A 24,832-nucleotide genomic window follows, 5' to 3' on the forward strand; every position below is an offset into this window, starting at 1 on the left:
CCGGCGGAAATGTCGGTGGGGTCTGCAACTGTTGACTTCATCGGCGCGAACGCCGGGAGCCGCCAAGACCCCTCAAAGGAGGCTGGCATGACGACACGGCTCAGTGACACGCACGGGCCCAGGCTGTCGCCTGCGGTCAGGGCACATCTCACCGATTCACGCGGCTGCCTGGCCGAGGCCGCGACGGCCCGCACCCCCGCGTCCCGATATGTGGCCGCCCACCTGGCGGCACTGCGTGCGGCGGCGGCGATCCTCGCCGCCCGTCCCCGTCCGATGGAGGGCCGCAGGCGCCGCCTGCGCAGCGCGTGGGAGCTGCTGCCCGAGGCCGAGCCCGAGCTCGCCGAGTGGGCAGGCTACTTCTCGATCAGCGCCGCCAAGCGTGCCGCGGCCGAGGCCGGCATGGTGCGCGGCGTGACCCTCGCCGACGCCGACGAGCTGCTGGCCGAGGCCGAGACATTCGTCTCCACGGTCGAGCAGATCCTCGGCGTCCCCGGCCAGCCCGTGCTGCCGGTCACCATCCCCCTCGCCGGCTGACCCCGCACCCGCCGGACCCACCGAGGAGGCCGGCGTTCAGAGCTCCGCCCGCACCGGGGCGATGATCTCGTCGGTGAGCCGGCGGGCCACGCCCTCCGGGTACGGCGTGGGCAGGCTCAGCACGATGTGCGTCATCCCCGCCTCCACCAACTGCCACACCGTCTCCCGGCACCGCGCGGCGTCGTCGTACGACACGATCGTCTGGACCGACCTGACGATCTCGCGCGGATCGCGTCCGATCGCCGCGCAGTGATCGTCCAGCACCTTGCCTCGCTCGGCGATCCACTCGACCGAGTTGTGCGGCGGCCCTGGGACGTTCCAGATGTCGGCCTGCTCGGCCACCAGCCTGAGCATCCTGTCGCCCCATCCGCCGATCAGGATCGGCGGACCGGGCCGCTGCGCGGGTTTGGGGGAGTTCACGGTCCCGCGCAGAGCCGCCCCTCCGCGATCACGTCCACGGTGGTGGCGATCTTCCCGAGGACGGCGGCTCGCGGATCCTGTTGCCGGTCACGAGCAGCCCGAGGCGCAGCCGCCGGGTCTGGGCGGCCAGAGCGCTCAGCAGTGTCCAGCCCTCGTGGACGGGCCCGTTCCTGGGCCCCGCCAGTGGCAGGAGGTGGTCCCAGAGCCAGGCGTCCTCGATCTCCTCGATCGCGTCGGCCTCCTTCCAGACGCGGAGGATGTCTGCGTAGTCGACGTGCATCGGAGTGGTCTTGATGCCGAAACGCACCCGCATGGCTGATCTCCTCTTTCGCCTTCGGGCACATATAATCAGCGCGACTGATGATTTAGCAAGCTGACGATCAGTCTACGATACGGTAACGGTATGGAGCAGTCTTCGGAGCCACTGGGCGAGCGTCTGGGCTACCTGCTCAAGCACGCCTACCTGCGTTTCGCCGAGGAGTCGGCGGCGGCGCTCGAGCCGTACGGCATCGACGGCAGGGAGCTGGCCGTGCTGGCCGTCCTGTCGGCCGCGTACCCGCTCTCGCAACTGGAGGCGGCCGGACGGCTCGGCGTCGACCGCACCTCGATGGTGGCGATCCTCGACACGCTGGAGGCCAAGGGGCTCGTCGCGCGCCGCCGCAGCTCCGAGGACCGCCGCAAGAACATCGTGGAGCTCACCGACGAGGGGCGCGACCGGCTGGAGAAGGCTGAGAGGGCGCGCGACGAGCTGGAGCGGCGCTTCCTGGCCCCACTGGGGGAGGAGGGCGCGCGGAGTCTGACCCGCGCCCTGCGGGCCCTCGCGACGGCCCCTGAGGACGCTGCCCCGGAAGCCTGACGCCGGAGGGCGATCAGGCAGGAGGGGCGCAGGGGGCTCGAACGGAAAGGCTTCCGAAGAGGTCAGGTCGCGGGGTCGGGTGTCTCGCCGCGCACGACCTGTTTGAACTCGGGGCAGGACACGAGCGGGTCATGGGTGCAGGAGGCCGCGTGGCGCAGGCTGTCGCGCATGCGGGTCAGCTGGGCGATGCGCCCGTCGAGCTCGTCGGCCTTCTGCGCCACGCGCTCGCGCAGCGCCTCGTCGGACGGCCTGGCGTGCAGCAGGGTGGCGATCTCGGTCAGGGTGAACCCCGCGCTCCTGGCGCAGGCGATCAGCGCCAGGCGGCTGAGCGTCTCAGGCTCGTAGGCCCTTCTGATCCCGTTGCGGCCGACGGCGCTGATCAACCCCTTGCGCTCGTAGAACCGCAGCGCGGAGGCGGCCAGCCCGGACCGCTGCGCCACCTCGCCGATGTCGAGCAGCATCTGGGAGCCTCCTTGACTTGAACCGCGCTTCAAGTAGCAGTGTAGGGCGCATGACAAGAGTTCACCATTTGAACCTGGGGTCCATGCGCGTCCTCGACCCCACCTACGAAGGCCTCGAGTCCGCGGCCGCTGTGTGCCACGCGCTGCTGGTCGAGACCGACGCGCACGGGCTGGTGCTGGTCGAGAGCGGTCTGGGCCTCGACTCCGTGGACAGGCCAGGAGAGGTCCTCGACCCCGAGTGGGTGGAGCTGGTCTCGCCGCGGCTCGACAGGGGCGAGACCGCGCTGAGCCGGGTGGCCGAGCTGGGCTACGACCCCGCCGACGTCCGGCACATCGTGCTGACCCATCTCGACGTCGATCACGCGGGCGGGCTTCCCGACTTCCCCGAGGCGCGGGTGCACGTCATGGCGGCGGAGTACGAGGCGGCGATGGCCGAGGGGCCGAGCCGCCGCTACCGTCCCGCGCACTGGGCGCACGGGCCGCGCTGGGAGACGTACGGCACGGGCCATGGCCAGGAGTGGTACGGCTTCGCGGGCGTCCAGGCGCTGCGCGGGCTACCTGAGGAGTTCCTGCTGGTGCCGCTGGGCGGGCACACGGTCGGCCACGCGGCGGTCGCCGTACGGGCGGGGAAGGAGTGGCTCGTGCACGCGGGCGACGCCTACTTCTACCACCGGGAACTGGACGCGGGCGGCCCCGAGTCGCACCCGCTGCTGGACATCGTGCAGCTCGACTCGCAGGTGGACGCCGAGCTGCGCATCGCCAACCAGGGCAGGCTGCGGGAGCTGGCGAGCGAGCACGCGGACGAGGTGAGCGTCTTCTCCGCGCACGACCCGTGGGAGTTCGCCCGATTCACTCAGCGGGCCTGAGCCCCGGGGCAGGACTGAACCAGGCACGGGCCTGAACTCTGGGGCAGGCCCTCGACAGGGGCCCCTGCGACGCGGGGTGGACGGTGAAGGGCGGGGGACGGCGAAGGGGCGCCCCGGAGGTTCCGGAGGCGCCCCTTCGTCCGGGCGTGAGGGGTCAGAAGGACTCGACGGCGCGGCGGGCCTCCGCGTCGAGCACGCCCCAGCTGATCAGCTCCTCGGTCAGCTCACTGGGCGACTTGTCGTAGATGACGGCAAGCGAGCGCAGGTCCTCCTGGCGGATGGACAGCACCTTGCCGTTGTAGTCGCCACGCTGGCTCTGGATGGTGGCCGCGTAGCGCGCCAGCGCCCCGGCCTTCTCCTTGGGCAGCGTCGCCAGGCGCTCAAGGTCGATCACAAGCTTCGGCGTCGGCCCGAGCGGGCTGGGCGCCGCGCCGCCGGGCAGCAGTTCGGAGACCGGCACGCCGTAGAAGTCGGCAAGCTCGGCAAGCTTCTGCACCGTGACCGCTCTGTCGCCGCGTTCGTAGGAACCCACGACGACCGCCTTCCAGCGTCCGCGCGACTTCTCTTCGACTCCGTGCAGGGACAGCCCCTGCTGGGTGCGGATGGCGCGGAGTCGTGCACCCAGCGACTTGGCGTACTCAGACGGCATCGTGTGGCCCCCCGGCTCGTTATGTACAGCTCTCAGTAGATTGTGCTCCCTTGCGGCTTGTGCCTGGACCACCGGGGGGTTGACGCCCGAACGGGCACCTTCGGTAGCCGTGGCTTTGGGGTTTTACCCCAGAACGCCGCGAGGTGTGGTTACGGACAGTGACGGTAAAGCTGTGGGAGCCGAAGGTCAAGCTGATTGGAAAAAAGATGCCGAATCCGGTCCGGGGGGGTCCGCCTCAAACGTCACTGTTGTCCCGTGAGTAACACTACTTCGTCAGTGTTTGCCGAGAGCCGAACGGCTCTCGGGTGAGGACGAACACCGGACGCGGCGCCGCCCGTATGATCTTGACCGATGTGTCGCCGAGGAAGACCCGCCGCAGCGGCCCCGACTCGCTGGAGGCGAGGATGATCAGTTCGCCCTGCCGCCATTCGGTCTCCGCCAACGCGGCCGTGACGTTCCTGCCCTCGAGCGTCTCCACCTCGACCTCGCGGCGGCGGCCCTCGACGGCCCGTTCGAGGTCGGCCGTGGCCTGCTCGCGCAGGTTCCCGAGCATCTGCTGCTCGATCCTGGCCCTGTTCGCGCCCACCACCAGCGTGACCAGGCGCAGCGGCACGTCCAGCACGGAGGCCACGCCGGCAGCGACGCTGACCGCGGAGTCGCAGCCGGGCCCTCGCCGGTAGGCGACGGTCAGCCTGTCGACGCGCGAGGGCAGGTCCTCGGCGTAGCCCTTGGGCGTCAGCAGCACCGGCACGGGTGAGGCGTGCAGCAACTGGTCGGCCGTGCTGCCCAGCGAGATGCGCCCCTTCGACCCGCGCGGGCCCGAGCCGATCACCACGGCGTCGACGTCGGAGGTGCGGGCCAGCTCCACGAGACCGCGTCCGCTGCCCCTGTTGAAGCGGGTGATGTAGTCCGCCTGCTCGCCCGCCACCCGGCGCGCCTGGTCGAACCCCACGGTGGCCTGCTCCTTGAGATAGGCCCGCCACGCGCTCTCGTCGGCCCTGCCGGGGCCGGGCGAGGCCCACGGAGGGGGCTGGATGGTCGCGACCGTCAGCTTCGCCTCCGCCTGGCGTGCCAGCAGGACGGCGAGCGCCAGCCCGTCATGGCCGCGGGAGTCGGGCAGAAAGCCGGCGAGGACATGCTCGATCTTCATCGGACGCTCCCTTCGTTGAGGCGCGAGTGGCCGAAGCCGTACAGGAAGTAGGCCACCAGGCCCACGGCGGTCCACAGCAGGAAGGCCACCCAGGTGACCCAGGCCAGCTCGTACATGAGGAGCACACAGAAGATCACGCCAAGGATCGGTGTGACAGGGAACAGCGGCGTGCGGAAGGTGCGCGGCAGGTCGGGCCTGGTACGGCGGAGCACGAGCACCCCGATGTTGACGATGGTGAAGGCGAACAGCGTGCCGATGCTGGTGGCCTCGGCCAGCTGCCCGAGCGGTACGAGCCCGGCCAGCACGGCGACGAACACGCACACGATGAGCGTGTTGGCGACCGGCACCTGGCGGTGCGGGTTGACCTTCTGGAAGACCTTGGGGATCAGCCCGTCGCGCGACATCGCGAACAGGATGCGGGTCTGGCCGTACAGGACCGTGATGACCACGCTGGCGATCGCGATGACCGCGCCGAAGGAGACGATGAGCCCGGCCCAGGTGGCGCCGGTGGCCAGGTCGACGATGAGCGCGAGGCTGGCCTCGGTGGAGTCGGGGTCGAAGTCGGTCCACGGCATGGCGCCGATCGCCGCCAGCGCGACCAGGACGTAGATCACCGTGACGATGGCGAGCGAGAGGATGATCGCCAGCGGCAGGTCGCGCCTCGGGTTCTTGGCCTCCTCGCCCGCCGTGGACGCGGCGTCGAAGCCGATGTAGGAGAAGAAGACCTGGGCGGCGGCGGCGGTGATGCCGGCGGCGCCCATGGGAGCGAAGTCGGCGAAGTTGCCCGACTCGAAGGCGGTGAAGGCCACCACGCAGAAGAAGGCGAGCACCGCGACCTTGATCAGCACGAAGATCGAGTTGGCCGTGGCCGACTCCGAGGTGCCGCGCAGCAGCAGCCAGGTGGCCAGCACCACGATCAGGATGGCGGTCAGGTTGACCACGCCGCCCTGGTCGCCGGGGGAGTGGGTGATCGCCGCAGGCAGCGTCCAGCCGAAGGCGCCCTGGAGGAAGGTGTTGAGGTACTCGCCCCAGCCCACGGCGACGGCCGCCACCGAGACCGCGTACTCCAGCATGAGGCACCACCCGCACACCCACGCGACGATCTCGCCGAGCGTGGCGTAGGCGTAGGAGTAGGACGAGCCGGACACCGGGATCGTCCCCGCAAGCTCGGCGTAGGACAGCGCGGAGAACAGCGCGGTGATGGCGGCCAGCACGAAGGCCAGCACGACCGCGGGCCCCGCCTTCGGGACGGCCTGGCCGAGGATGACGAAGATCCCCGTGCCCAGCGTGGCGCCGACGCTGAACAGCGTCAGCTGCCACAGGGACATGGTGCGGCGCAGTTCGCCGCCCTCTCCGTGTCCGCCCTCCGCCACGATCTGGTCGGTGGGCTTGGTGCGGAACAGCCGTTCGACGAGCGCCACGCGGAGCCTCCTTACAGGGTGCTGGACAACGGCCAGGTGGCGTTCGGAGTGATGATCGTCCCCGCCGTGCCCTCCAGGATCGACATGGCCTCGTCGAGCTTGCCGATCGCGGCCATGTCGCCCGTGGTCTCCACGAACCTGCAGACCGCCTCCACCTTCGGCCCCATGGAGCCCGCGGGGAAGTCGATCGAGCGCAGTTCGTGCGGAGTGGTGTGACTGATCTCGCTCTGCCGGGGCGTGCCGAAGTCCCTCATGACGCGCGGGACGTCGGTCAGGATCAGGAACGCGTCGCACTCCAGCGACTCGGCCAGCAACGAGCCGGTCAGGTCCTTGTCGATGACGGCCTCCACGCCCGACAGCCGGCCGTTCTCGTCGCGGATGACGGGGATGCCGCCGCCTCCCGCGCACACCACCGTGACGCCGTCACGCACCAGCTTGCGGATCAGCCTGGTCTCGACGACGCGCTGCGGCTTGGGCGAGGGGACGACGCGGCGCCAGTACTGGCCGTCGGGCTTGATCGTCCAGCCGTACTCCTCGGCCAGCTTCCGCGCCTCCTCCTCGTCGTAGACCTCGCCGACGAACTTGGTCGGGTCGTCGAAGGCGGGGTCGACCGCCGACACCAGGGTCTGGGAGATGATCGAGATCACCTGACGGCCCGGCAGAGCGTTCTGCAGCGCCTGCAGCATCCAGTAGCCGATCATGCCCTGCGTCTCGGCGACCAGGGTGTCGAACGGGTAGGGCTTGGTCAGGTTGGGGTCCGACGTGCTCTCCAGCGCCAGCACGCCCACTTGCGGGCCGTTCCCGTGCGTGATGATCAGCTCGTGCCGCTCGGCGACCTTCGACAGCGTCTTGAGCGCCACGGCCACGTTCGCCCGCTGCGTGTCGGCGTCCGGCTTCTCGCCGCGCTTCATGAGCGCGTTTCCCCCGAGGGCGACCAGTACCCGCATCGCTCAGTCTCCGGGGGTTGCGAAGTGTGCAGGTGCCTTGATGGTGTTCGCCCGGAGGGCGCGGAATGTGCGCATGTCAGTCTCCGGGGGGTTGCGAAGTGTGCAGGTGCCTTGTTGGTGTTCGCCCGGAGGGCGCGGAATGTGCGCATGTCAGTCTCCGAGGGTTGCGACCATGATGGCCTTGATGGTGTGCAGGCGGTTCTCGGCCTCGTCGAAGACGATGGAGCGTGGCGACTCGAAGACGCTCTCGGTGATCTCCAGCGCGTCCAGCCCGGTCTTCTCGTAGATGTCCTCGCCGACCTTCGTCTCCCTGTTGTGGAAGGCGGGCAGGCAGTGCATCACCTTGACCTTGGCGTTCCCCGTCGCCTTCACGACCTTGTCGTTGATCTGGTACGGCTTCAGCAGCCTGATCCGCTCGTCCCAGACCTCCTTCGGCTCGCCCATCGACACCCACACGTCGGTGTAGAGGTAGTCGACGCCCCTGACCCCCTTGCCCACGTCGTCGGTGATCGTCACCGTCGCGCCGGTCTGCTTGGCCAGGTCCTTGGCGGGCTTGACGACCAGCTTGGGGTCGGGCTGCAGCGCCTTGGGCGCCACCAGGCGTACGTCCATGCCGAACATCGCCCCCGTGACCAGCAGTGAGTTGCCCATGTTGTTGCGGGCGTCGCCGAGGTAGGCGAAGGAGATCTCGTGCAGCGGCTTGTCGCTGTGCTCCTGCATGGTGAGCATGTCGGCGAGCATCTGGGTCGGGTGCCACTCGTCGGTCAGGCCGTTCCACACCGGCACGCCCGAGTAGGCGGCCAGCTCCTCGACGTACTCCTGCTTGGAGCCGCGGTACTCGATGCCGTCGAACATCCTGCCGAGCACGCGCGCGGTGTCCTTGACCGACTCCTTGTGGCCCATCTGTGAGCCGCTCGGGTCGAGGTAGGTGACGTGCGCGCCCTGGTCGTGGGCGGCCACCTCGAAGGCGCAGCGGGTGCGCGTGGAGGTCTTCTCGAAGATGAGCGCGATGTTCTTGCCCTTGAGCCGCTGCCGCTCGACGCCGGCGTACTTGGCCTGCTTGAGGTCGGCCGACAGCTTGAGCAGGAAGGCGAACTCCTCGGGCGTGAAGTCGAGCTCCTTCAGGAAGCTCCTGTTGCGGAGGTTGAAGCCCATGCTCAGATGCCCTCTCTCTCGAACGGGCAGCTCATGCAGCGAGGGCCGCCCCTGCCGCGGCCGAGCTCGCTGCCGCGGATGGTGATGACCTCGATGCCGTTGTCGCGCAGGAAGTTGTTCGTGGTGGTGTTGCGCTCGTAGGCGACGACGACGCCGGGCTCGACGGCCAGCACGTTGCAGCCGTCGTCCCACTGCTCCCGCTCGGCGGCGTAGACGTCCTGCGTGGCGGTCAGCACCTTGATGTCGTCGAGGTCGAGTGACCTGGCGATCGCCTTGTGCATGTCCTCGGCGGGGTGGTCGGTGACCTTGAGCTCCTTCTCGTTGTCACCTGGCTCGATGGTGTACGAGGGCAGCATGCCGAGGCCCGCGTACTTGGTGAACACGCCGACGTCGACCATGGTCATGACGGTGTCGAGGTGCATGAAGGCGCGCGCCTTCGGCATGTTGAGCGCCACGATCTTCTTGGCCGCGCCCTTGGCGAACAGGTTGCGCGCGAGCATCTCCACCGCCTGCGGCTGGGTGCGCTCGCTCATCCCGATCAGCACCGAGCCGCGCCCGATGACCAGGACGTCGCCGCCCTCCATGGTGGCGGGCGCGACCTTGGTGCCGGGCAGCCACACCTCGAATCTGCCGGCCTCGGCCGCGAACATCGGGTGGTAGGTGTAGATCGCCTCGAAGTTGACCGTCTCGGCCTGCCTGGCCTTCTTCTTCATCGCGTTGATGGACACCCCGCCGTAGATCCAGCAGGAGGTGTCGCGGGTGAACAGGTGGTTGGGCAGCGGCGGCAGGACGAAGTCGTGGTCGTCGAGCACGTGGAAGGCGACGCTCTTGGGGTCGGCGCCCCGCTCCATGATCTCGGCCTTGGTGATGCCGCCGGTGAGGAACTGCTGCAGGTCCCTGGAAGGGAGCGCGTCGAGCGTGTTGCGGACGGCGTCGGTGGCCAGCGGGCCGTGCCAGCGCTCGTCGACGACGTGGTCGAGGATGTGCTTGCGCGCCTCGGGGATGTCGAGCGTCTCACGCAGCAGGTCGGCCAGCATGTAGACGGTGATGCCCCGGTCCCTGAGGGTCTGCTGCCACTCCTCGTGCTCCTCCACCGCGCGCTGCACCCACAGCACGTCGTCGAAGAGGAAGTCGTCCTTGTTCGTCGGCGTGAGCCGCTTCAGCGCCAGTTCGGGCTTGTGCAGCAGGACCTTGGAGAGCTTGCCCACTTCGGAATCGACATGAAAGGTCATAACCAGTCTTCCTTTCCTAGACCTGCGGGCCGTACTCGCCTCGCTTGGCCTTCACCCAGATGTAGACGGGCACGCCCACCAGGAGCATCAGGGTGCCTCCGAGCACCGCGTCGGCGCCGGAGCCGTATGCCATCCAGAACGCGAACACCAGCGCGATCACGCTGATGACGATGTCGCGCGTCAGCCGCCTCCTGTCGACCGCGCGAGCCCCCGTGACCAGCCAGTACAGCTGGGCGGCGGCGGAGAAGAAGTAGGGGATGACGGTGGTGAAGGAGGCCAGCAGCACGATCGTGTTGAAGGCGTTCTCCGAGGCGTAGGCCACCAGCAGCATCACCGAGGTCAGGATCGTCCCGGCGAGGATGCCCGCGAGGGGCGCGCCGCGCCGCGACTCCCTGGCGAACATCGCGGGGAACATCCCGTCCCTGGCCGCGGCCATCGGCATCTCGGCCACCAGCATGGTCCAGCCGTTGAGCGCGCCGATGCCGGAGACGATGGCGCAGGCGGCCATGAGCACGCCCCCAGCCGAGCCGCCGAACATGTTGTTGAGCGCGTCGGCGAACGGCGCCGAGGACTCCAGCAGCCGCGCGTGCGGGACGGTGCCCATGACCGCGACGGTGCTCAGCATGTACAGGGCCGCGCAGGCGAGGACGCCGATGATGCTGGCCCTGCCGATGTTGCGGGCCGGGTCCTTGATCTTCTCGGCGGCGATGGAGACGCTCTCCACGCCGGAGTAGATGAACAGCGCGACCGCGCCGGCCAGGGAGAGCGCCCCGACCCAGTTGCCGTCGGTGGCGTTGAAGGGGCCGAAGTTGGCGCTCTGGACGAAGAACAGGCCCACCACGGCGACGAACAGCAGCGGCGCGAACTTCAGGATCGTGGTGACCAGCTGGAAGGCCGCCATGTTCCTGGCGCCGAGCATGTTGACCACTGCGGGGATCCAGAGGCCGATCAGCGCGATGACGATCGCGGCGGCGGTGCTGCGCCAGTCGAGGCCGAAGACCTGCTGGGCGAAGTACTGCACGTAGCCGACCCACGCCACCGCGATGGCGGCGTTGCCGATCCACGCCGTCAGCCAGAACGACCAGGCGTTCCAGAAGCCGGCGAACTCGCCGAAGGCGTTGCGGGCGTAGGCGTAGGGTCCGCCGCCGGCGGGGATCCTGGCGCCCAGCTTGCCGAAGACCATCGCCATCGCGATGGCGCCGACGGTCACCGCCGCCATCGCCACCAGGCTGACCGTGCCGAACGCGGCGAGCGAGGCGGGCAGCAGGAAGATGCCCGTGCCGACGACGTTGCCGATGACGAGCGCGATGGCCGAGCCGAGGCCGAGGCTGCGGCCCTGGACGGGGACGACCCCCGCGATTTCGGATTCGGCGCTGTCGAGGCCGACGTCAGCCGGCCGTCGCGGTTCCCCCATAGCGCCCCCCGACGCAGAAATCCCCCGAGTCATACGACATCGGGTGACTTCCCCTACGCGGAGAGTGCCAAAACGCCGTTCAGGCCTGTGGCGAGCCGGAGAGGATCAGCACGACGGCGAACAGCGCGAGGCAGACCGCGATCAGAGCCGCGGGCCACGCGTCCCATCGACCCGCGATGCGCTCGGCTGTCACAGGCCCCGTGCCGTGCTCGGAGAAGCTGCGCGCGAGCGCCGGATCGTCCGCGGCGAACTGGCGCGCGATGCTGTCGAGGACCTGGTGCTCGCGCTCGGACAGGGCCATGCTGCAAACCTCCCCAAAAAAGACTTGGAGGAGTTTTTATCTCCTTTGTCCGCTTTTTCAAAATCGCTCAGCCGTGCTTCGACAGGAAGTGCGTGGAGACCACGTGTACCTCGCCACGCCGCCCTCGCGGGTGCAGCGCGTGGTTCATCCGCAGGTGGTGGCTGACGAGCGCGGAGACCGCTCCGTCCAGCGTGACGCCGGAGTGCCCCCGGCATATCGCTGCTGGTAGCTGCTGGTAATGTGACTGCGACCCAACACCCTTTAAGACCCGTCCTGTGAGGCGGGAAAGGTGGTGAGCTACACCCATGTCCGAACCAAGGGCCGTTCTCGAAGGCCCGGACATCCACCGGGCGCTGACCCGCATCGCGCACGAGATCCTCGAGCGCACCAAGGGCGCCGACGGCGTCGTCCTCCTCGGCATCCCGACCCGCGGCGCCACTCTCGCCGCCAGGCTCGCCGAGCGGATCGAGCAGTTCGAAGACGTGAAGGTCCCCGTCGGCTCGATCGACATCACGATGTACCGCGACGACCTCAGGCTGCGCCCCGCGCGCCCGCTCGGCCGTACAGACCTGCCGGCCGACGGCGTCGACGGCAGGACCGTCGTCCTCGTCGACGACGTGCTCTTCTCGGGACGCTCGGTCCGCGCCGCGCTCGACGCGCTCAACGACCTCGGCAGGCCCACGGCCGTGCAACTGGCCATCCTGGTCGACAGGGGCCACCGTGAGCTGCCCATCAGGGCCGACTACGTGGGCAAGAACCTCCCGACCTCCAAGAGCGAGAAGGTCAAGGTCTACCTGGAGGAGACCGACGGGCGCGACGCAGTGGAGCTGATCAAGTGAACAGGCATCTCATCTCGGCGGCCGACCTCACCAAGGACGACGCGCTGCTGATCCTCGACACCGCCGAGGAACTGGCCCGCGTCTCGGAACGCTCCATCAAGAAGCTGCCGACGCTGCGCGGCCGTACGGTGGTCAACCTGTTCTTCGAGGACTCCACCCGCACCCGCATCTCCTTCGAGGCCGCGGCCAAGCGCCTGTCGGCCGACGTCATCAACTTCTCCGCCAAGGGCTCGAGCGTCTCCAAGGGCGAGTCGCTCAAGGACACCGCCCTGACCCTCGAGGCGATGGGCGCCGACGCCGTCGTCATCCGCCACGGCGCCTCGGGCGCTCCGCACCGCCTGGCCAACTGGGTGCGCGGCAGCGTCGTCAACGCGGGCGACGGCACCCACGAGCACCCCACGCAGGCGCTGCTCGACGCCTTCTCCATGCGCCGCCGCCTGGGCAACCTCGAGGGGCGCAAGGTCACCATCGTCGGCGACGTGCTGCACAGCCGCGTCGCCCGGTCCAACGTGCTGCTGCTGGCCACGCTCGGCGCCGACGTGACCCTGGTCGCGCCGCCGACGCTGCTGCCGGTCTCGATCGGCACCTGGCCGTGCGAGGTCTCCTACGACCTCGACTCGGTGCTGCCCAAGTCCGACGTCGTGATGATGCTGCGGGTGCAGAAGGAGCGGATGAACGCCGCCTACTTCCCCAGCGAGCGCGAGTACTCCCGCCGCTACGGGCTCGACCGCGACAGGTTCGCCAAGATGCCCGACGACGCCATCGTCATGCACCCGGGCCCGATGAACAGGGGCATGGAGATCGCCGCCGAGGTGGCGGACTCGCCGCGCTCGACGATCGTCGAGCAGGTCGCCAACGGTGTGACCATCCGCATGGCCGTCCTGTACCTGCTGCTCGGGGGAGAGATCTGATGCTGATCAAGAACGTTCGCATCCTGGGCGGCGAGCCCGTCGACATCGCCGTGGTCAACGGCCTCATCGCGGAGATCCGTCCCGCCGGGTCCGCGGGCCCCCGGCAGGACGGCGAAGGCGCGGCCGAGGCGGGGCTTCCCGAGGTCGTCGAAGGGCGGGGCGCGATCGCCCTGCCCGGCCTGGTCGACCTGCACACCCACCTGCGCGAGCCGGGCCGCGAAGACGCCGAGACCGTGCAGACCGGCACCCAGTCGGCCGCCCGCGGCGGCTACACCGCCGTCCACGCCATGGCCAACACCATGCCGGTCGCCGACACCGCGGGCGTCGTCGAGCAGGTCTGGCGGCTCGGCCAGGAGTTCGGCCACTGCGACGTGCAGCCGGTCGGCGCCGTCACCGTCGGGCTGGAGGGCAAGCAGCTGGCCGAGCTCGGCGCGATGGCCGACTCGGCTGCCCGCGTGCGCGTCTTCTCCGACGACGGCAGGTGCGTCGACGACGCCGTGCTCATGCGCAGGGCGCTCGAGTACGTCAAGGCCTTCGACGGCGTCGTCGCCCAGCACGCCCAGGAGCCCAAGCTCACCAAGGACGCCCAGATGAACGAGGGCGTCATCTCCGGCAGGCTCGGCCTGTCCGGCTGGCCCGCGGTGGCCGAGGAGGCGATCATCGCCCGCGACTGCCTGCTGGCCGCGCACGTCGGCTCGCGCCTGCACGTCTGCCACGTCTCCACGGCGGGCTCGGTGGAGATCATCCGCTGGGCCAAGTCCAAGGGCTGGAACGTCACCGCCGAGGTGACTCCTCACCACCTGCTGCTCACCGACGAGCTCGTCGAGGAGTCGCCCAACGGCTCCTACAACCCGATCTACAAGGTCAACCCGCCGCTGCGCACCCGCGCCGACGTCGAGGCGCTGCGCTCGGCCCTGGCCGACGGCACGATCGACGTGGTGGCCACCGACCACGCGCCGCACCCGGTCGAGGACAAGGAGACCGAGTGGGCCGCGGCGGCCATGGGCATGGTCGGCCTCGAGACCGCGCTCAGCGTCGTCCAGGAGGCCATGGTCGACACCGGCCTGCTCGACTGGGCGGGCGTCGCCGAGCGCATGTCCGCCGCCCCCGCGCGCATCGGCCGCCTGCCGGGGCACGGCCGGCCGCTCGAGGTCGGCGCCCCCGCCAACATCGTGCTCTACGACCCCACCGCGCGCGCCGAGGTGGATCCCTCCTCCTTCGCCTCCAAGAGCCGCAACACCCCCTACGAGGGCATGACCCTCCCCGGCAGGGTGTTGGCGACGTTCCTGCGTGGCAGGCCAACCGTTCTCGAAGGGAAGCTCGCTTGAGTAACGCCGTCCTTGTCTTGGAAGACGGCCGTGTCTTCCACGGAATCCCGTACGGCGCCGAGGGCGAGACGTTCGGTGAGATGGTCTTCAACACCGGCATGACCGGCTACCAGGAGACCCTCACCGACCCGTCCTACCATCGCCAGATCGTCGCCATGACCGCCCCGCACATCGGCAACACCGGCGTCAACGACGAGGACCCCGAGTCCTCGAAGGTCTGGGTCGCCGGATACGTCGTGCGCGAGCCGTCCAGGGTGGTCTCCAACTGGCGGGCCAACCGCTCCCTTGACGACTACCTCAAGGAGCAGGGGGTCGTCGGCATCGCGATCACCGGCACCCGCGCGCTGACCCGCCACCTGCGCGAGCGTGGCGCCATGCGCGCGGGCATCTTCACCGCTCCCTCCGAGCCGGTGGAGGCCCTCGTCGAGCGCGTGCGGCGCTCACCGGCCATGGAGGGAGCCGACCTGGCCGCCGAGGTCGCCACGCGTGAGCCCTACGTGGTGCCCGCGATCGGCGAGAAGCGCTTCACCGTCGCCGCGGTCGACCTGGGCATCAAGGGCATGACCCCGCACCGCATGGCCGAGCGCGGCTGCGAGGTGCACGTCCTGCCCGCCACCGCGAGCTTCGAGGACGTCATGGCCGTCGCGCCCGACGGCGTCTTCTTCTCCAACGGCCCGGGCGACCCCGCCACCGCCGACGTCACGACGCTGCGCGAGGTGCTCGGGGCGGGGATCCCGTTCTTCGGCATCTGCTTCGGCAACCAGCTGTTCGGCCGCGCCCTCGGCCTGCCGACCTACAAGCTGCGCTACGGCCACCGCGGCGTCAACCAGCCCGTCCAGGACGTCCGCACGGGCAAGGTCGAGATCTCGGCGCACAACCACGGCTTCGCCGTCCAGGCGCCGCTCGGCGAGCCCTTCGACACGCCGTACGGCCGTGCGGAGGTCAGCCACGTCAACCTCAACGACCAGTGCGTCGAGGGGCTGCGGCTGCTCGACGGGCGCGCCTTCAGCGTGCAGTACCACCCCGAGGCGGCCGCCGGCCCGCACGACGCCGCCTACCTTTTTGACGAGTTCTGTGAGGTCATGAGCCGTGCCCAAGCGTGAGGACATCAGGTCGATCCTGGTCATCGGCTCAGGACCGATCGTCATCGGGCAGGCGTGCGAGTTCGACTACTCGGGCACCCAGGCCTGCCGCGTGCTGCGTGCCGAGGGCTTCAAGGTGATCCTGGTCAACAGCAACCCTGCCACGATCATGACCGACCCCGAGTTCGCCGACGCCACCTACGTCGAGCCGATCACCCCCGAGTTCGTCGAGAAGATCATCGCCAAGGAGCGCCCCGACGCGCTGCTGCCCACCCTGGGCGGGCAGACCGCGCTGAACACCGCGGTCGCCCTGCACGAGGCGGGCGTGCTCGAGCGCTACGACGTCGAGCTGATCGGCGCCGACTTCGACGCCATCCAGGCGGGCGAGAACCGCGAGCGCTTCAAGGAGATCGTCGCCAAGGTCGCGCGCGAGCAGGGCCTCAACGCCGAGTCGGCCAGGTCCGTGGTGTGCCACACCATGGACGAGTGCGTGGCGGCGGCCGGCGAGCTGGGCTACCCGCTGGTCGTGCGCCCCTCCTTCACCATGGGCGGCGTCGGCTCGGGCTTCGCGTACGACGAGGACGACCTGCGCCGCATCGCGGGCGCCGGCCTCGACGCCTCGCCGACCACCGAGGTGCTCCTCGAGGAGTCGATCCTCGGCTGGAAGGAGTACGAGCTCGAGGTCATGCGCGACAAGGCCGACAACGTCGTCATCGTCTGCTCCATCGAGAACATCGACCCGATGGGCGTGCACACCGGCGACAGCGTGACCGTGGCCCCCGCGCTCACCCTGACCGACCGCGAGTACCAGAACATGCGCGACGTGGCCATCGCGGTCATCCGCGAGGTCGGAGTCGACACCGGCGGCTGCAACATCCAGTTCGCGGTCAACCCGAGCTCGGGCCGCATGATCGTCATCGAGATGAACCCGCGCGTGTCGCGCTCCTCGGCGCTGGCCTCCAAGGCGACGGGCTTCCCCATCGCCAAGATCGCGGCCAAGCTGGCGATCGGCTACACGCTCGACGAGATCCCGAACGACATCACGAAGGAGACCCCCGCCTCCTTCGAGCCGACCCTCGACTACATCGTGGTCAAGGTGCCGAGGTTCGCCTTCGAGAAGTTCCGCGGCGCCGACCAGACGCTCACCACGCACATGAAGTCGGTGGGCGAGGCCATGGCGATCGGCCGCTCCTTCCCCGAGGCGCTGCAGAAGGCACTGCGGTCGCTGGAGAAGAAGGGCTCGTCCTTCTCGTGGGCAGGGCACGTCGCGCCCAAGCAGGAGCTGCTCGACGACTGCCGCACCCCCCACGACGGCAGGCTGCGCACGATGCAGCAGGCCATCAGGGCGGGCGCCACGGCCGAGGAGCTGTTCGACTCGACCAACATCGACCCGTGGTTCATCGACCAGCTCATGCTGCTCGACGAGGAGGCCCGCGCGCTCGGCGAGGCGCCCGAGCTGACCCGCGAGGCGCTGGAGCGGGCCAAGCACCTCGGCTTCTCCGACGCCCAGATCGGCGAGATCCGCAGCATGGACGAGACCCGGGTGCGCGACCTGCGCCACGCGCTCGGCCTGCGCCCCGTCTACAACACCGTCGACACCTGCGCGGCGGAGTTCGCGGCCAAGACGCCCTACCTCTACTCCACCTACGACGAGGAGAGCGAGGTCCCCTACGGCGACAGGCCCAAGGTCCTCATCCTCGGCAGCGGGCCCAACCGCATCGGCCAGGGCATCGAGTTCGACTACGCCTGCGTGCACGCCTCCTTCGAGCTGTCCAGGGCCGGGTTCGAGACCGTCATGGTCAACTGCAACCCCGAGACGGTCTCGACCGACTACGACACCTCCGACCGGCTCTACTTCGAGCCGCTCACGCTCGAGGACGTCCTCGAGGTTGTCCACGCCGAGCAGCAGACGGGCCCCATCGCGGGCGTCATCGTGCAGCTCGGCGGCCAGACGCCCCTCGGCCTGGCCCAGGCGCTGAAGGACGCGGGGGTGCCCGTGGTCGGCACCTCGCCCGAGTCCATCCACCTCGCGGAGGAGCGCGGCGCGTTCGGCCGCGTGCTGGCGGAGGCCGGGCTGCCCGCGCCCAAGCACGGCACGGCGCTGACCGTCGCCGAGGCGCTGGCCATCGCCGACGAGATCGGCTACCCGGTCCTGGTGCGCCCCTCCTACGTCCTCGGCGGCGCCGGCATGGCCATCGTCTACGACGACGAGACGCTCACCACCTACATGGCGGCCCAGGTGGGCGGGCACCCCGTCCTGGTCGACAAGTTCCTCGACGAGGCCATCGAGATCGACGTCGACGCCCTGTTCGACGGCGAGGAGCTCTACCTCGGCGGCGTGATGGAGCACATCGAGGAGGCGGGCATCCACTCGGGCGACTCGGCCTGCGCGCTGCCGCCGATCACCCTCGGCGGCAACGACATCAAGCGCATCCGCGCCGCCACCGAGGGCATCGCCAGGGGCGTCGGCGTCCGCGGCCTGCTCAACGTGCAGTACGCGATGGCGGCGGGCGTGCTGTACGTCCTGGAGGCCAACCCGAGGGCCAGCCGTACGGTGCCCTTCGTCTCCAAGGCGACGGCGGTGCCGCTGGCGAAGGCGGCGGCCCGCGTCATGATGGGCGCCACGGTCGCCGAGCTGAGGGCGGAGGGCATGCTGCCCGCGACGGGCGACGGCGGCACGCTGCCGCTCGACGCCTCGATCGCGGTCAAGGAGGCGGTGCTGCCGTTCAACCGCTTCCGCGGCGTCGACATCGTGCTCGGCCCCGAGATGCGCTCGACGGGCGAGGTCATGGGCATCGACGAGTTCTTCGGCATCGCCTACGCCAAGTCCCAGGCGGGCGCCTACGGCGAACTGCCCACCAAGGGCAGGGCCTTCGTCTCGGTGGCCAACAGGGACAAACGCTCGATGATCTTCCCGGTGCGCGCGCTCGCCGATCTCGGCTTCGAGATTCTCGCCACGGAGGGCACCGCGGAGGTGCTGCGCCGCAACGGAGTCCATGCCAAGATCGTGCGAAAGCAGAGCGAGGGAACGGGACCCGACGGTGAGCCGACGATCGTGCAGCGCATCCTGGACGGCGAGGTGGACCTGATCGTCAACACGCCGTTCGGCAGCCCCGGCCAGTCCGGGCCGCGCCTCGACGGCTACGACATCCGCACCGCGGCCGTGCTGCGCGGCATCCCGTGCATCACGACGGTCCAGGGACTCGCCGCGGCGGCGGCGGGCATCCAGGCCATCGTGCGGGGCGATGTGGGCGTACGGTCCCTTCAGGAGCACGCACGAGCCCTGCGGGGGTGATCGAGTCTGGCCGGGACTCCGGTGCAGGTGACGGGCACGGTGCTGACGACGCGCCGGGTCGACGCCTACCATGCGCTGACCGTCGTGGCGCCCGGCGTCGCCGAGAGGTTCAGGCCAGGCCACTTCGTCTCGGTCGCCGTCGGGGGCCCGCGCACCTCGATGGTGACCAGGCGCGCCCTGTCCATCCATGACGTCAAGCCCGACTACGGCGGCACGGTGGAGCTGGTCTTCACCGCCAAGGGCCCCGGCACGTCATGGCTGGCCGAGCGGCGCGCCCGCGACACCCTCGACCTGGTGGGGCCGCTGGGGCGGCCCTTCCCGCTGCCCCGCGACCCGGCCAGCTGCGTCCTGGTCGGCGCCGAGTACGGCGCGGCCGCCCTGTTCCCTCTCGCCGACGCGCTGATGGAACGCGGCTGCCGCATCGACTTCGCACTCGGCGCGGCCTCGGCCGACAGGGTCTTCGGCGCGATGCGGGCCCGCAGGATGGCCGAGACGACCACGCTCACCACCGAGGACGGCTCGCTCGGCCTGCGCGGCAGCGTGACCGACGTGCTGCCCTCCGTCATCGCCGACACGCGCGCCGACGTCATCTACGCCTGTGGGCCGATGGAAACGCTGCGCGCGGTCACCGCGGTGGCGATCGAGTTCGACATCCCCGTCCAGGTGGCGGTGGAGGAGTCGATGGCCTGCGGCATCGGGGTCTGCATGACCTGCGTGCTGCCCGTCATCGGCGACGACGGCGTGACCAGGATGGTGCGCGCCTGCGCGGAGGGTCCTGTCTTCAGGGGGGAACGAGTGCGGTTCGAGGACGTCGGAACGATCCCGTTCGACGCGCTCGGGGCCCCGGGCGGCGGAGCGCGCAATGTCGGTTGACATGCGCACCTTCCTCGCCCATGTCGAGCTGGCCAACCCCGTCACCACGGCGGCCGGGTGCGCGGGCTCGGGACGCGAGCTGGCCCAGTTCTTCGACCTGCACCGCCTCGGCGCGCTGGTGACCAGGTCGATCACCATGGCCCCGCGCGCGGGCAGGCCGACGCCCAGGATGGCCGAGACGCCCTCGGGGATGCTCAACGCGGTCGGCCTCCAGGGGCCCGGCATCGACGCCTTCCTCGAACGCGAGCTGCCGTGGCTGGCCCAGCGCGGCATCAGGACCGTCGTCTCCGTCGGCGGCGGCACCGTCGCCGAGTACTCCGCGCTGGCCCGCCGTCTGACCGACGCGCCGGGCGTGACCGCCGTCGAGGTCAACCTCGCCTGCCCCAACATCGAGGACAGAGGCCGCGTCTTCGCCCGCGACGGGGGAGCGGCGGCCGAGGTGATCGCCTCGGTGCGCTCGGTCATGCGCTACGACGTGCCTGTCGTCGCCAAGCTCTCACCCGACGTGGCCGACGTCGTGGCCGTCGCCCGCGCCTGCGTGGACGCGGGAGCCGACGCCCTGTCCATGATCAACAATCCGCTCGGCATGAGCATCGACGTGGACGCGCTCAGGCCCACCCTCGCCGCGGGCACCGGCGGCCTGTCAGGGCCCGCCATCCTGCCGCTGGCGGTCAGGTGCGTCTGGCAGGTCCACGCCGCCATCCCCGGCGTGCCCATCGTGGGCGTCGGCGGCGTGATGAGCGGGCACGACGCGCTCCAGCTCATCCTGGCGGGCGCCTGCGTCGTCGGGGTGGGCACCGCGCTCTTCCACGACCCCTACGCCTGCCTGCGCATCGAGCGCGAGCTCGAGGAGCTGCTGCAGGCCAAGGGCTTCCACCGCCTGGCCGACGCCGTCGGCCTGGCCCACCGGCCCACCGCAAGACATCTGCTCGTCGACTCGGAGGAGAGTTCCCTGTGACGCCCGCACCCATCGCCGTCGCCCTGGACGCACCTGATCTGGAGACCGCGGCCCGCTGGGCTTCGCTGGTGACCCCGCACGTGAGCACCGTCAAGGTCGGCCTGGAGCTGTACCTGCGCTACGGACCCGACGTGATCGCCTCCGTGCGCGGTGCCAGCGGGGTGCAGGTCTTCCTCGACCTCAAGCTGCACGACATCCCGAACACCGTCGCAGGGGCCACAAGGGCCGTAGCGCGCCTGCGGCCGGCCATCCTGACCGTGCACGCGGCGGGGGGCCCCGCGATGATCCAGGCGGCCGTGGAGGCCGCTCCACACACCAAGATCGCGGCGGTGACCGTCCTCACGTCGCTGTCGGCGGCCGATCTGGCCGCCATCGGCGTCGAGGGCTCCCCCGAGGACGCCGTGCGGCGGATGGCGGCGATGTCGGTCGAGGCGGGCGCGACGGCTCTGGTGTGCTCGCCCCACGAGGTCGCCGCGGTGCGGGCGGCCGTGGGGCCCTCCATCACTCTGATCACTCCGGGAGTGCGCCCCGCGGGGGCCGACAGCCAGGACCAGGCGCGGGTGGCCACACCCGAGCAGGCGCTTGCCGACGGCGCGGACCTGCTCGTCATCGGCCGCCCCATCACGGCCTCTCCCGACCCCGGTGCGACCGCTGCCTCCATTGCCGCCTCTCTACGGCGTTCGTGACCGTTCGTCCGGTACGGCGGGCGCGCTCGAAGCCCCTCCCCAGCAGGCTTTCGGCCGCCCGTTCCCACCCCTTCGGACGCAGTTCTGTGATCATGATCGCATTCCGGTGATCTCGCTTGACGAACGGCGAGAACCGGGAAGTGAGGGCAATTTGATCTACACAGAGTGGTTTTGTGATCACGGAAAGTGCTGAACAGGACTTTGTCACCACAGAAACTGCGCTTGACGTTGCTAAGGACGCGTTGACCAGCTAGTTTCCCTTCCCGTCCGAGTACATCGACAGAAATTCGAGGTGACCCGGCGTGGCTCTTCCTCCCCTGACCCCTGAGCAGCGCGCCGCAGCCCTGGAGAAGGCTGCCAAGGCCCGTAAGGAGCGTGCCGAGGTCAAGAACCGGCTCAAGCACGGCGCGGTTTCTCTGGCTGAGGTGCTCAAGGATGGGCAGACAGACGACGTCATCGGCAAGATGAAGGTGTCGGCTCTGTTGGAGTCGCTCCCCGGCGTGGGCAAGGTCCGCGCCAAGCAGCTGATGGAGCGGCACGCTATTGCCGAGTCCCGCCGCGTGCGGGGTCTCGGTGCGAACCAGAGGGCTGCCCTCGAGCGCGAGTTCGGTGGCAACGAGGGCTAACCTCGGTACCACAGAAAAGCGCAGGTTCGACGGGGGTAACGAAGTGACCGACAGGTCCTGGTCCGATGGTGATGGCACGGATCGCGGTGGTTTCGTTCCCCCGGGTGGCGGCTCTCACGAGCGCGCCACCCGGCGGCTGACGGTCCTTTCGGGGCCGTCGGGCGTCGGCAAGTCCACGGTCGTCGCCGAGCTCCGGCGGGCACACCCAGAGGTGTGGCTGTCGGTCTCGGTGACCACCAGGAAGCCCCGTCCGGGCGAGAGCCACGGCGTTGAGTACTTCTTCGTCGACGACGAGGGCTTCGACAGGCTCATCTCCTCCGGCGAACTGCTGGAGTGGGCCGAGTTCGCGGGGAACAGGTACGGCACACCACGGCAGGCCGTCATCGACAAGCTCGCCCAGAACGTGCCCACGGTGCTGGAGATCGACCTCCAGGGCGCCAGGCAGGTGCGGGAGAGCATGCCCGAGGCGTTGCTGGTCTTCCTCGCCCCTCCCTCGTGGGAGGAGCTGGAGAAGCGCCTGCGAGGCCGCGGAACCGAACCCGAGGACGTCATCGCCCGCCGCCTCGAGGCGGGCAGGGTCGAGATGGCGGCCGAGAAGGAGTTCGATACCACGCTGGTCAACACGAACGTCCAGGACGTATGCCACAGGCTGATAGCCTTGATGACTGCATAGCATTCCGACGAGAGGTCTGACAACGTGGCAGGCATCGCCCCCACGACCGAGGGCATCACCAACCCCTCGATCGACTCGCTGCTCGACATCGTCGACAGCAAGTACTCACTGGTGATCATGGGCGCCAAGCGGGCCCGCCAGATCAACGCCTACTACTCCCAGCTCGGCGAGGGCCTGCTGGAGTACGTCGGTCCCCTGGTCGAGACCCACGCCCAGGAGAAGCCCCTGTCCATCGCGCTTCGCGAGGTCTCCGAGGGCCTGCTCAACGCCGAGCCCATCGAAGGCGCGGTCTGACCCTTCCATGAGGGTCGTCCTGGGCGTCAGCGCGGGCATCGCCGCCTACAAGGCCTGCGAGCTCCTGCGCCTGTTCACCGAGTCGGGTCACGAGGTGCGGGTCGTTCCGACCCGCGACGCGCTGCGGTTCGTGGGCGAGCCCACGTGGGCGGCGCTGTCGGGCAACCCGGTGACCGTCGACGTCTGGGACGGCGTGCACGAGGTGCCCCATGTGCGGCTCGGCCAGCAGGCCGACCTCGTCGTGGTGGCGCCCGCGACCGCCGACGTGCTGGCCAAGGCGGCCCACGGGCTCGCCGGCGACCTGCTGACCACCACCCTGCTCACCGCTCGGTGCCCCGTGGTGTTCGCGCCCGCGATGCACACCGAGATGTGGGAGCACCCCGCGACCGTGGCCAACGTGGCCACCCTCCGCGAGCGGGGCTCCATCGTCATCGACCCCGCGGTCGGGCGCCTCACGGGCGCCGACACGGGGCCAGGACGGCTGCCCGACCCCGCGGAGATCTTCGAGATCTGCCGCACCGTCATGGCGGGCCGTCCGCGCGACCTCGAGGGGCGCAAGGTCGTCATCTCGGCCGGCGGCACTCGCGAGGCCCTCGACCCGGTCCGCTTCCTCGGCAACCGCTCCTCGGGGCTGCAGGGCTACGCCCTCGCCCGCACGGCCGTCGCGCGGGGGGCCGAGGTCACCCTCGTCGCCGCCAACGTGTCGCTGCCCGATCCGGCGGGCGCCAAGGTCGTCAGGGTCGAGTCCGCGCTCGAACTGCGCGAGGCCGTGCTGGCCGCCTCGGCTGACGCCGACACCGTCGTCATGGCGGCGGCCGTGGCCGACTTCAGGCCCGCGGTGCGGCGTGAGTCCAAGATCAAGAAGCGCGACGGCGAGCCCGAGCCGATCGAGCTGGTCAAGAACCCCGACATCCTCGCCGAGCTCGGCGAGCGCAGGCGCGCGGCCAGGCAGGCGGCGGGCGTGGGCCCCGCCTCGGGCCCTGGCGCCTCCTCGGGCGGAGGGCCGTACCCGTCGGTGATCGTGGGGTTCGCGGCCGAGACCGACGACGTGCTGGCCAACGGCCAGGCCAAGCTGGCCCGAAAGGGATGCGACCTGCTGGTCGTCAACCAGGTCGGCGAGGGGCTCGCGTTCGGCACGCCCGACAACGCCGCCACCGTGCTCGTCGCGGGCGGCTCCCCTGTGGAGGTGCCGCGCGGTCCCAAGGAGGATCTCGCCGACATCGTGTGGGGCCTGGTGGCCGCCCGCCTCGCCTGAGGCGCCCGCCGCGACCGTTCCGGCAAGCGCGCTTTCGGCATGGGCGGTTACCTGATCAACCGTTGCGGCACCCCGTCTGCCTGCGGATACTGAGGGTCGGCGAGGGGGGATGCGATGCCGGTGACGTCGGCTGTCAGAGATCGCTGCCGGGCTCTGTTGCGTCGGGGGGAGGAGATCCGCTATGTCTTTCCCGCGCTGTCGATAGGCCCGCCGGGCGTGGCGAACTTTTTGATCGTCGTGACCGACAGGTCCGTCTCCGTCCTGGCCACCAGGATGCTGAGGAACGACCGTCCCGTCTCGCTCTACGCCGCCTTTCCCAGGGCGACCAGGCTGGGCCCGATCACCATGGCGCCGAGCCCCGTCATCCAGGTGGGGGAGATGTTCTTCGAGTTCGACGAGGAGTACGCGGCCGTCGTGGCCGCGGCCGACACGGAGGTGTTCGACCCCGAGTCGCTGCCCCTGGATCCGCTCCCTGAGCTCTGACAAGGGGCACAATGAGAGCAGTTTCGCGGCGCGCAGGCATGTAGGGCTACACTTCGGCGATGGCCCTGGCGTGTCCTACCCGCCCGAGCCGCACATCCGTCAGCAGCCGCTGCATGAGGAGCC

The 24,832-nt window shown here is 69.9% G+C and carries 27 protein-coding genes; 16 read left to right on the top strand and 11 right to left on the bottom strand.

What is annotated here, in order from left to right:
• The first annotated feature begins 87 nt into the window (after positions 1 to 87).
• Positions 88 to 534 (top strand): SAV_6107 family HEPN domain-containing protein, encoded by a 447-nt coding sequence (locus tag ABFX55_RS12715; RefSeq protein WP_183658939.1) that lies wholly within the window; start codon positions 88 to 90, stop codon positions 532 to 534.
• A gap of 36 nt (positions 535 to 570) precedes the next feature.
• Here the strand turns inward: ABFX55_RS12715 and ABFX55_RS12720 are convergent, their stop codons facing one another.
• Positions 571 to 954 (bottom strand): LLM class flavin-dependent oxidoreductase, encoded by a 384-nt coding sequence (locus tag ABFX55_RS12720; RefSeq protein WP_346120671.1) that lies wholly within the window; start codon positions 952 to 954, stop codon positions 571 to 573.
• Between the two features lie 28 nt (positions 955 to 982).
• Positions 983 to 1,267 (bottom strand): LLM class oxidoreductase, encoded by a 285-nt coding sequence (locus ABFX55_RS12725; RefSeq protein ID WP_346120673.1) that lies wholly within the window; start codon positions 1,265 to 1,267, stop codon positions 983 to 985.
• A 90-nt stretch (positions 1,268 to 1,357) separates the two neighbouring features.
• Here ABFX55_RS12725 and ABFX55_RS12730 point away from each other — a divergent pair, with 90 nt between their 5' ends.
• Entirely contained in the window at positions 1,358 to 1,810 is a 453-nt protein-coding gene (locus ABFX55_RS12730; RefSeq protein WP_346120675.1) for a MarR family winged helix-turn-helix transcriptional regulator, read from the top strand.
• Between the two features lie 62 nt (positions 1,811 to 1,872).
• Here ABFX55_RS12730 and ABFX55_RS12735 read toward each other — a convergent pair whose 3' ends face one another.
• Positions 1,873 to 2,271 (bottom strand): MerR family DNA-binding protein, encoded by a 399-nt coding sequence (locus tag ABFX55_RS12735; RefSeq protein ID WP_346120677.1) that lies wholly within the window; start codon positions 2,269 to 2,271, stop codon positions 1,873 to 1,875.
• A gap of 83 nt (positions 2,272 to 2,354) precedes the next feature.
• On the opposite strand from ABFX55_RS12735, the gene ABFX55_RS12740 reads away from it, so the two are divergent.
• Entirely contained in the window at positions 2,355 to 3,137 is a 783-nt protein-coding gene (locus ABFX55_RS12740) for an MBL fold metallo-hydrolase (RefSeq protein ID WP_346120678.1), read from the top strand.
• A 154-nt stretch (positions 3,138 to 3,291) separates the two neighbouring features.
• Here the strand turns inward: ABFX55_RS12740 and bldD are convergent, their stop codons facing one another.
• The 8 genes from bldD to ABFX55_RS12780 all read right to left on the bottom strand — a co-directional run bounded on the left by bldD (position 3,292) and on the right by ABFX55_RS12780 (position 11,406).
• Positions 3,292 to 3,786 (bottom strand): transcriptional regulator BldD, encoded by a 495-nt coding sequence (gene bldD / locus ABFX55_RS12745; RefSeq protein WP_026214021.1) that lies wholly within the window; start codon positions 3,784 to 3,786, stop codon positions 3,292 to 3,294.
• Between the two features lie 265 nt (positions 3,787 to 4,051).
• On the bottom strand, positions 4,052 to 4,936 hold the full coding sequence (locus tag ABFX55_RS12750) for a universal stress protein (RefSeq protein ID WP_346120680.1): 885 nt from the start codon (positions 4,934 to 4,936) through the stop codon (positions 4,052 to 4,054).
• The gene (locus tag ABFX55_RS12755; protein ID WP_346120682.1) at positions 4,933 to 6,357 is read right to left on the bottom strand and encodes an amino acid permease; all 1,425 of its coding nucleotides are present in this window, start codon (positions 6,355 to 6,357) and stop codon (positions 4,933 to 4,935) included. Before ABFX55_RS12755 ends, ABFX55_RS12750 begins: the two co-directional genes overlap by 4 nt.
• 11 nt (positions 6,358 to 6,368) lie before the next feature.
• Positions 6,369 to 7,304, bottom strand: coding sequence for a carbamate kinase (gene arcC, locus ABFX55_RS12760; RefSeq protein WP_346120684.1), 936 nt, complete (start codon positions 7,302 to 7,304; stop codon positions 6,369 to 6,371).
• 150 nt (positions 7,305 to 7,454) lie between these two features.
• The gene (argF, locus tag ABFX55_RS12765; RefSeq protein ID WP_346120686.1) at positions 7,455 to 8,459 is read right to left on the bottom strand and encodes an ornithine carbamoyltransferase; all 1,005 of its coding nucleotides are present in this window, start codon (positions 8,457 to 8,459) and stop codon (positions 7,455 to 7,457) included.
• A gap of 2 nt (positions 8,460 to 8,461) precedes the next feature.
• Positions 8,462 to 9,691 (bottom strand): arginine deiminase, encoded by a 1,230-nt coding sequence (locus tag ABFX55_RS12770; RefSeq protein WP_346120688.1) that lies wholly within the window; start codon positions 9,689 to 9,691, stop codon positions 8,462 to 8,464.
• A gap of 16 nt (positions 9,692 to 9,707) precedes the next feature.
• Positions 9,708 to 11,105: an amino acid permease gene (locus ABFX55_RS12775; RefSeq protein WP_346120690.1), complete on the bottom strand. Its 1,398-nt coding sequence runs from the start codon at positions 11,103 to 11,105 to the stop codon at positions 9,708 to 9,710.
• A gap of 79 nt (positions 11,106 to 11,184) precedes the next feature.
• The gene (locus tag ABFX55_RS12780; RefSeq protein ID WP_346120692.1) at positions 11,185 to 11,406 is read right to left on the bottom strand and encodes a DUF3040 domain-containing protein; all 222 of its coding nucleotides are present in this window, start codon (positions 11,404 to 11,406) and stop codon (positions 11,185 to 11,187) included.
• A 305-nt stretch (positions 11,407 to 11,711) separates the two neighbouring features.
• On the opposite strand from ABFX55_RS12780, the gene pyrR reads away from it, so the two are divergent.
• The 13 genes from pyrR to ABFX55_RS12845 all read left to right on the top strand — a co-directional run bounded on the left by pyrR (position 11,712) and on the right by ABFX55_RS12845 (position 24,709).
• Positions 11,712 to 12,245 carry a bifunctional pyr operon transcriptional regulator/uracil phosphoribosyltransferase PyrR gene (gene pyrR / locus ABFX55_RS12785; RefSeq protein WP_346120694.1) on the top strand — a complete coding sequence of 178 codons (534 nt, stop codon included), beginning with the start codon at positions 11,712 to 11,714 and terminating at the stop codon, positions 12,243 to 12,245.
• Entirely contained in the window at positions 12,242 to 13,156 is a 915-nt protein-coding gene (locus ABFX55_RS12790) for an aspartate carbamoyltransferase catalytic subunit (protein WP_183658959.1), read from the top strand. Before pyrR ends, ABFX55_RS12790 begins: the two co-directional genes overlap by 4 nt.
• Entirely contained in the window at positions 13,156 to 14,484 is a 1,329-nt protein-coding gene (locus ABFX55_RS12795; protein ID WP_346120696.1) for a dihydroorotase, read from the top strand. The genes ABFX55_RS12790 and ABFX55_RS12795 overlap by 1 nt, the downstream gene beginning before the upstream one ends.
• Entirely contained in the window at positions 14,481 to 15,587 is a 1,107-nt protein-coding gene (gene carA, locus ABFX55_RS12800) for a glutamine-hydrolyzing carbamoyl-phosphate synthase small subunit (RefSeq protein WP_183658963.1), read from the top strand. The genes ABFX55_RS12795 and carA overlap by 4 nt, the downstream gene beginning before the upstream one ends.
• Positions 15,574 to 18,861 carry a carbamoyl-phosphate synthase large subunit gene (gene carB / locus ABFX55_RS12805; RefSeq protein WP_346120698.1) on the top strand — a complete coding sequence of 1,096 codons (3,288 nt, stop codon included), beginning with the start codon at positions 15,574 to 15,576 and terminating at the stop codon, positions 18,859 to 18,861. Before carA ends, carB begins: the two co-directional genes overlap by 14 nt.
• Before the next feature lie 6 nt (positions 18,862 to 18,867).
• Entirely contained in the window at positions 18,868 to 19,734 is an 867-nt protein-coding gene (locus tag ABFX55_RS12810; protein ID WP_379479134.1) for a dihydroorotate dehydrogenase electron transfer subunit, read from the top strand.
• Positions 19,724 to 20,692, top strand: coding sequence for a dihydroorotate dehydrogenase (locus tag ABFX55_RS12815; protein WP_346120702.1), 969 nt, complete (start codon positions 19,724 to 19,726; stop codon positions 20,690 to 20,692). The genes ABFX55_RS12810 and ABFX55_RS12815 overlap by 11 nt, the downstream gene beginning before the upstream one ends.
• Positions 20,689 to 21,378, top strand: coding sequence for an orotidine-5'-phosphate decarboxylase (pyrF, locus tag ABFX55_RS12820; RefSeq protein ID WP_346120704.1), 690 nt, complete (start codon positions 20,689 to 20,691; stop codon positions 21,376 to 21,378). The genes ABFX55_RS12815 and pyrF overlap by 4 nt, the downstream gene beginning before the upstream one ends.
• A 302-nt stretch (positions 21,379 to 21,680) precedes the next feature.
• Positions 21,681 to 22,004 (top strand): integration host factor, actinobacterial type, encoded by a 324-nt coding sequence (gene mihF, locus ABFX55_RS12825; RefSeq protein ID WP_183658973.1) that lies wholly within the window; start codon positions 21,681 to 21,683, stop codon positions 22,002 to 22,004.
• 136 nt (positions 22,005 to 22,140) lie between these two features.
• Entirely contained in the window at positions 22,141 to 22,677 is a 537-nt protein-coding gene (gmk, locus tag ABFX55_RS12830; RefSeq protein ID WP_346121971.1) for a guanylate kinase, read from the top strand.
• Positions 22,678 to 22,701: 24 nt separating this feature from the next.
• On the top strand, positions 22,702 to 22,971 hold the full coding sequence (gene rpoZ / locus ABFX55_RS12835; protein ID WP_183658975.1) for a DNA-directed RNA polymerase subunit omega: 270 nt from the start codon (positions 22,702 to 22,704) through the stop codon (positions 22,969 to 22,971).
• Positions 22,972 to 22,978: 7 nt separating this feature from the next.
• Entirely contained in the window at positions 22,979 to 24,226 is a 1,248-nt protein-coding gene (gene coaBC, locus ABFX55_RS12840) for a bifunctional phosphopantothenoylcysteine decarboxylase/phosphopantothenate--cysteine ligase CoaBC (RefSeq protein ID WP_346120706.1), read from the top strand.
• A 216-nt stretch (positions 24,227 to 24,442) separates the two neighbouring features.
• Positions 24,443 to 24,709 carry a hypothetical protein gene (locus tag ABFX55_RS12845; protein ID WP_346120708.1) on the top strand — a complete coding sequence of 89 codons (267 nt, stop codon included), beginning with the start codon at positions 24,443 to 24,445 and terminating at the stop codon, positions 24,707 to 24,709.
• Positions 24,710 to 24,832: the final 123 nt, after the last annotated feature.

The organism is Nonomuraea roseola (assembly GCF_039535395.1).
GTDB lineage: Bacteria > Actinomycetota > Actinomycetes > Streptosporangiales > Streptosporangiaceae > Nonomuraea > Nonomuraea roseola.

Excerpts from the sequence above, each read along its gene's own strand:
- ABFX55_RS12715 (WP_183658939.1), top strand. The coding sequence starts at position 88 with ATGACGACACGGCTCAGTGACACGCACGGGCCCAGGCTGTCGCCTGCG.
- ABFX55_RS12725 (WP_346120673.1), bottom strand. The coding sequence starts at position 1,267 with ATGCGGGTGCGTTTCGGCATCAAGACCACTCCGATGCACGTCGACTAC.
- ABFX55_RS12730 (WP_346120675.1), top strand. The coding sequence starts at position 1,358 with ATGGAGCAGTCTTCGGAGCCACTGGGCGAGCGTCTGGGCTACCTGCTC.
- ABFX55_RS12735 (WP_346120677.1), bottom strand. The coding sequence starts at position 2,271 with ATGCTGCTCGACATCGGCGAGGTGGCGCAGCGGTCCGGGCTGGCCGCC.
- ABFX55_RS12740 (WP_346120678.1), top strand. The coding sequence starts at position 2,355 with ATGCGCGTCCTCGACCCCACCTACGAAGGCCTCGAGTCCGCGGCCGCT.
- bldD (WP_026214021.1), bottom strand. The coding sequence starts at position 3,786 with ATGCCGTCTGAGTACGCCAAGTCGCTGGGTGCACGACTCCGCGCCATC.
- ABFX55_RS12750 (WP_346120680.1), bottom strand. The coding sequence starts at position 4,936 with ATGAAGATCGAGCATGTCCTCGCCGGCTTTCTGCCCGACTCCCGCGGC.
- arcC (WP_346120684.1), bottom strand. The coding sequence starts at position 7,304 with ATGCGGGTACTGGTCGCCCTCGGGGGAAACGCGCTCATGAAGCGCGGC.
- argF (WP_346120686.1), bottom strand. The coding sequence starts at position 8,459 with ATGGGCTTCAACCTCCGCAACAGGAGCTTCCTGAAGGAGCTCGACTTC.
- ABFX55_RS12770 (WP_346120688.1), bottom strand. The coding sequence starts at position 9,691 with ATGACCTTTCATGTCGATTCCGAAGTGGGCAAGCTCTCCAAGGTCCTG.
- ABFX55_RS12775 (WP_346120690.1), bottom strand. The coding sequence starts at position 11,105 with ATGGGGGAACCGCGACGGCCGGCTGACGTCGGCCTCGACAGCGCCGAA.
- ABFX55_RS12780 (WP_346120692.1), bottom strand. The coding sequence starts at position 11,406 with ATGGCCCTGTCCGAGCGCGAGCACCAGGTCCTCGACAGCATCGCGCGC.
- pyrR (WP_346120694.1), top strand. The coding sequence starts at position 11,712 with ATGTCCGAACCAAGGGCCGTTCTCGAAGGCCCGGACATCCACCGGGCG.
- ABFX55_RS12795 (WP_346120696.1), top strand. The coding sequence starts at position 13,156 with ATGCTGATCAAGAACGTTCGCATCCTGGGCGGCGAGCCCGTCGACATC.
- ABFX55_RS12815 (WP_346120702.1), top strand. The coding sequence starts at position 19,724 with ATGTCGGTTGACATGCGCACCTTCCTCGCCCATGTCGAGCTGGCCAAC.
- coaBC (WP_346120706.1), top strand. The coding sequence starts at position 22,979 with ATGAGGGTCGTCCTGGGCGTCAGCGCGGGCATCGCCGCCTACAAGGCC.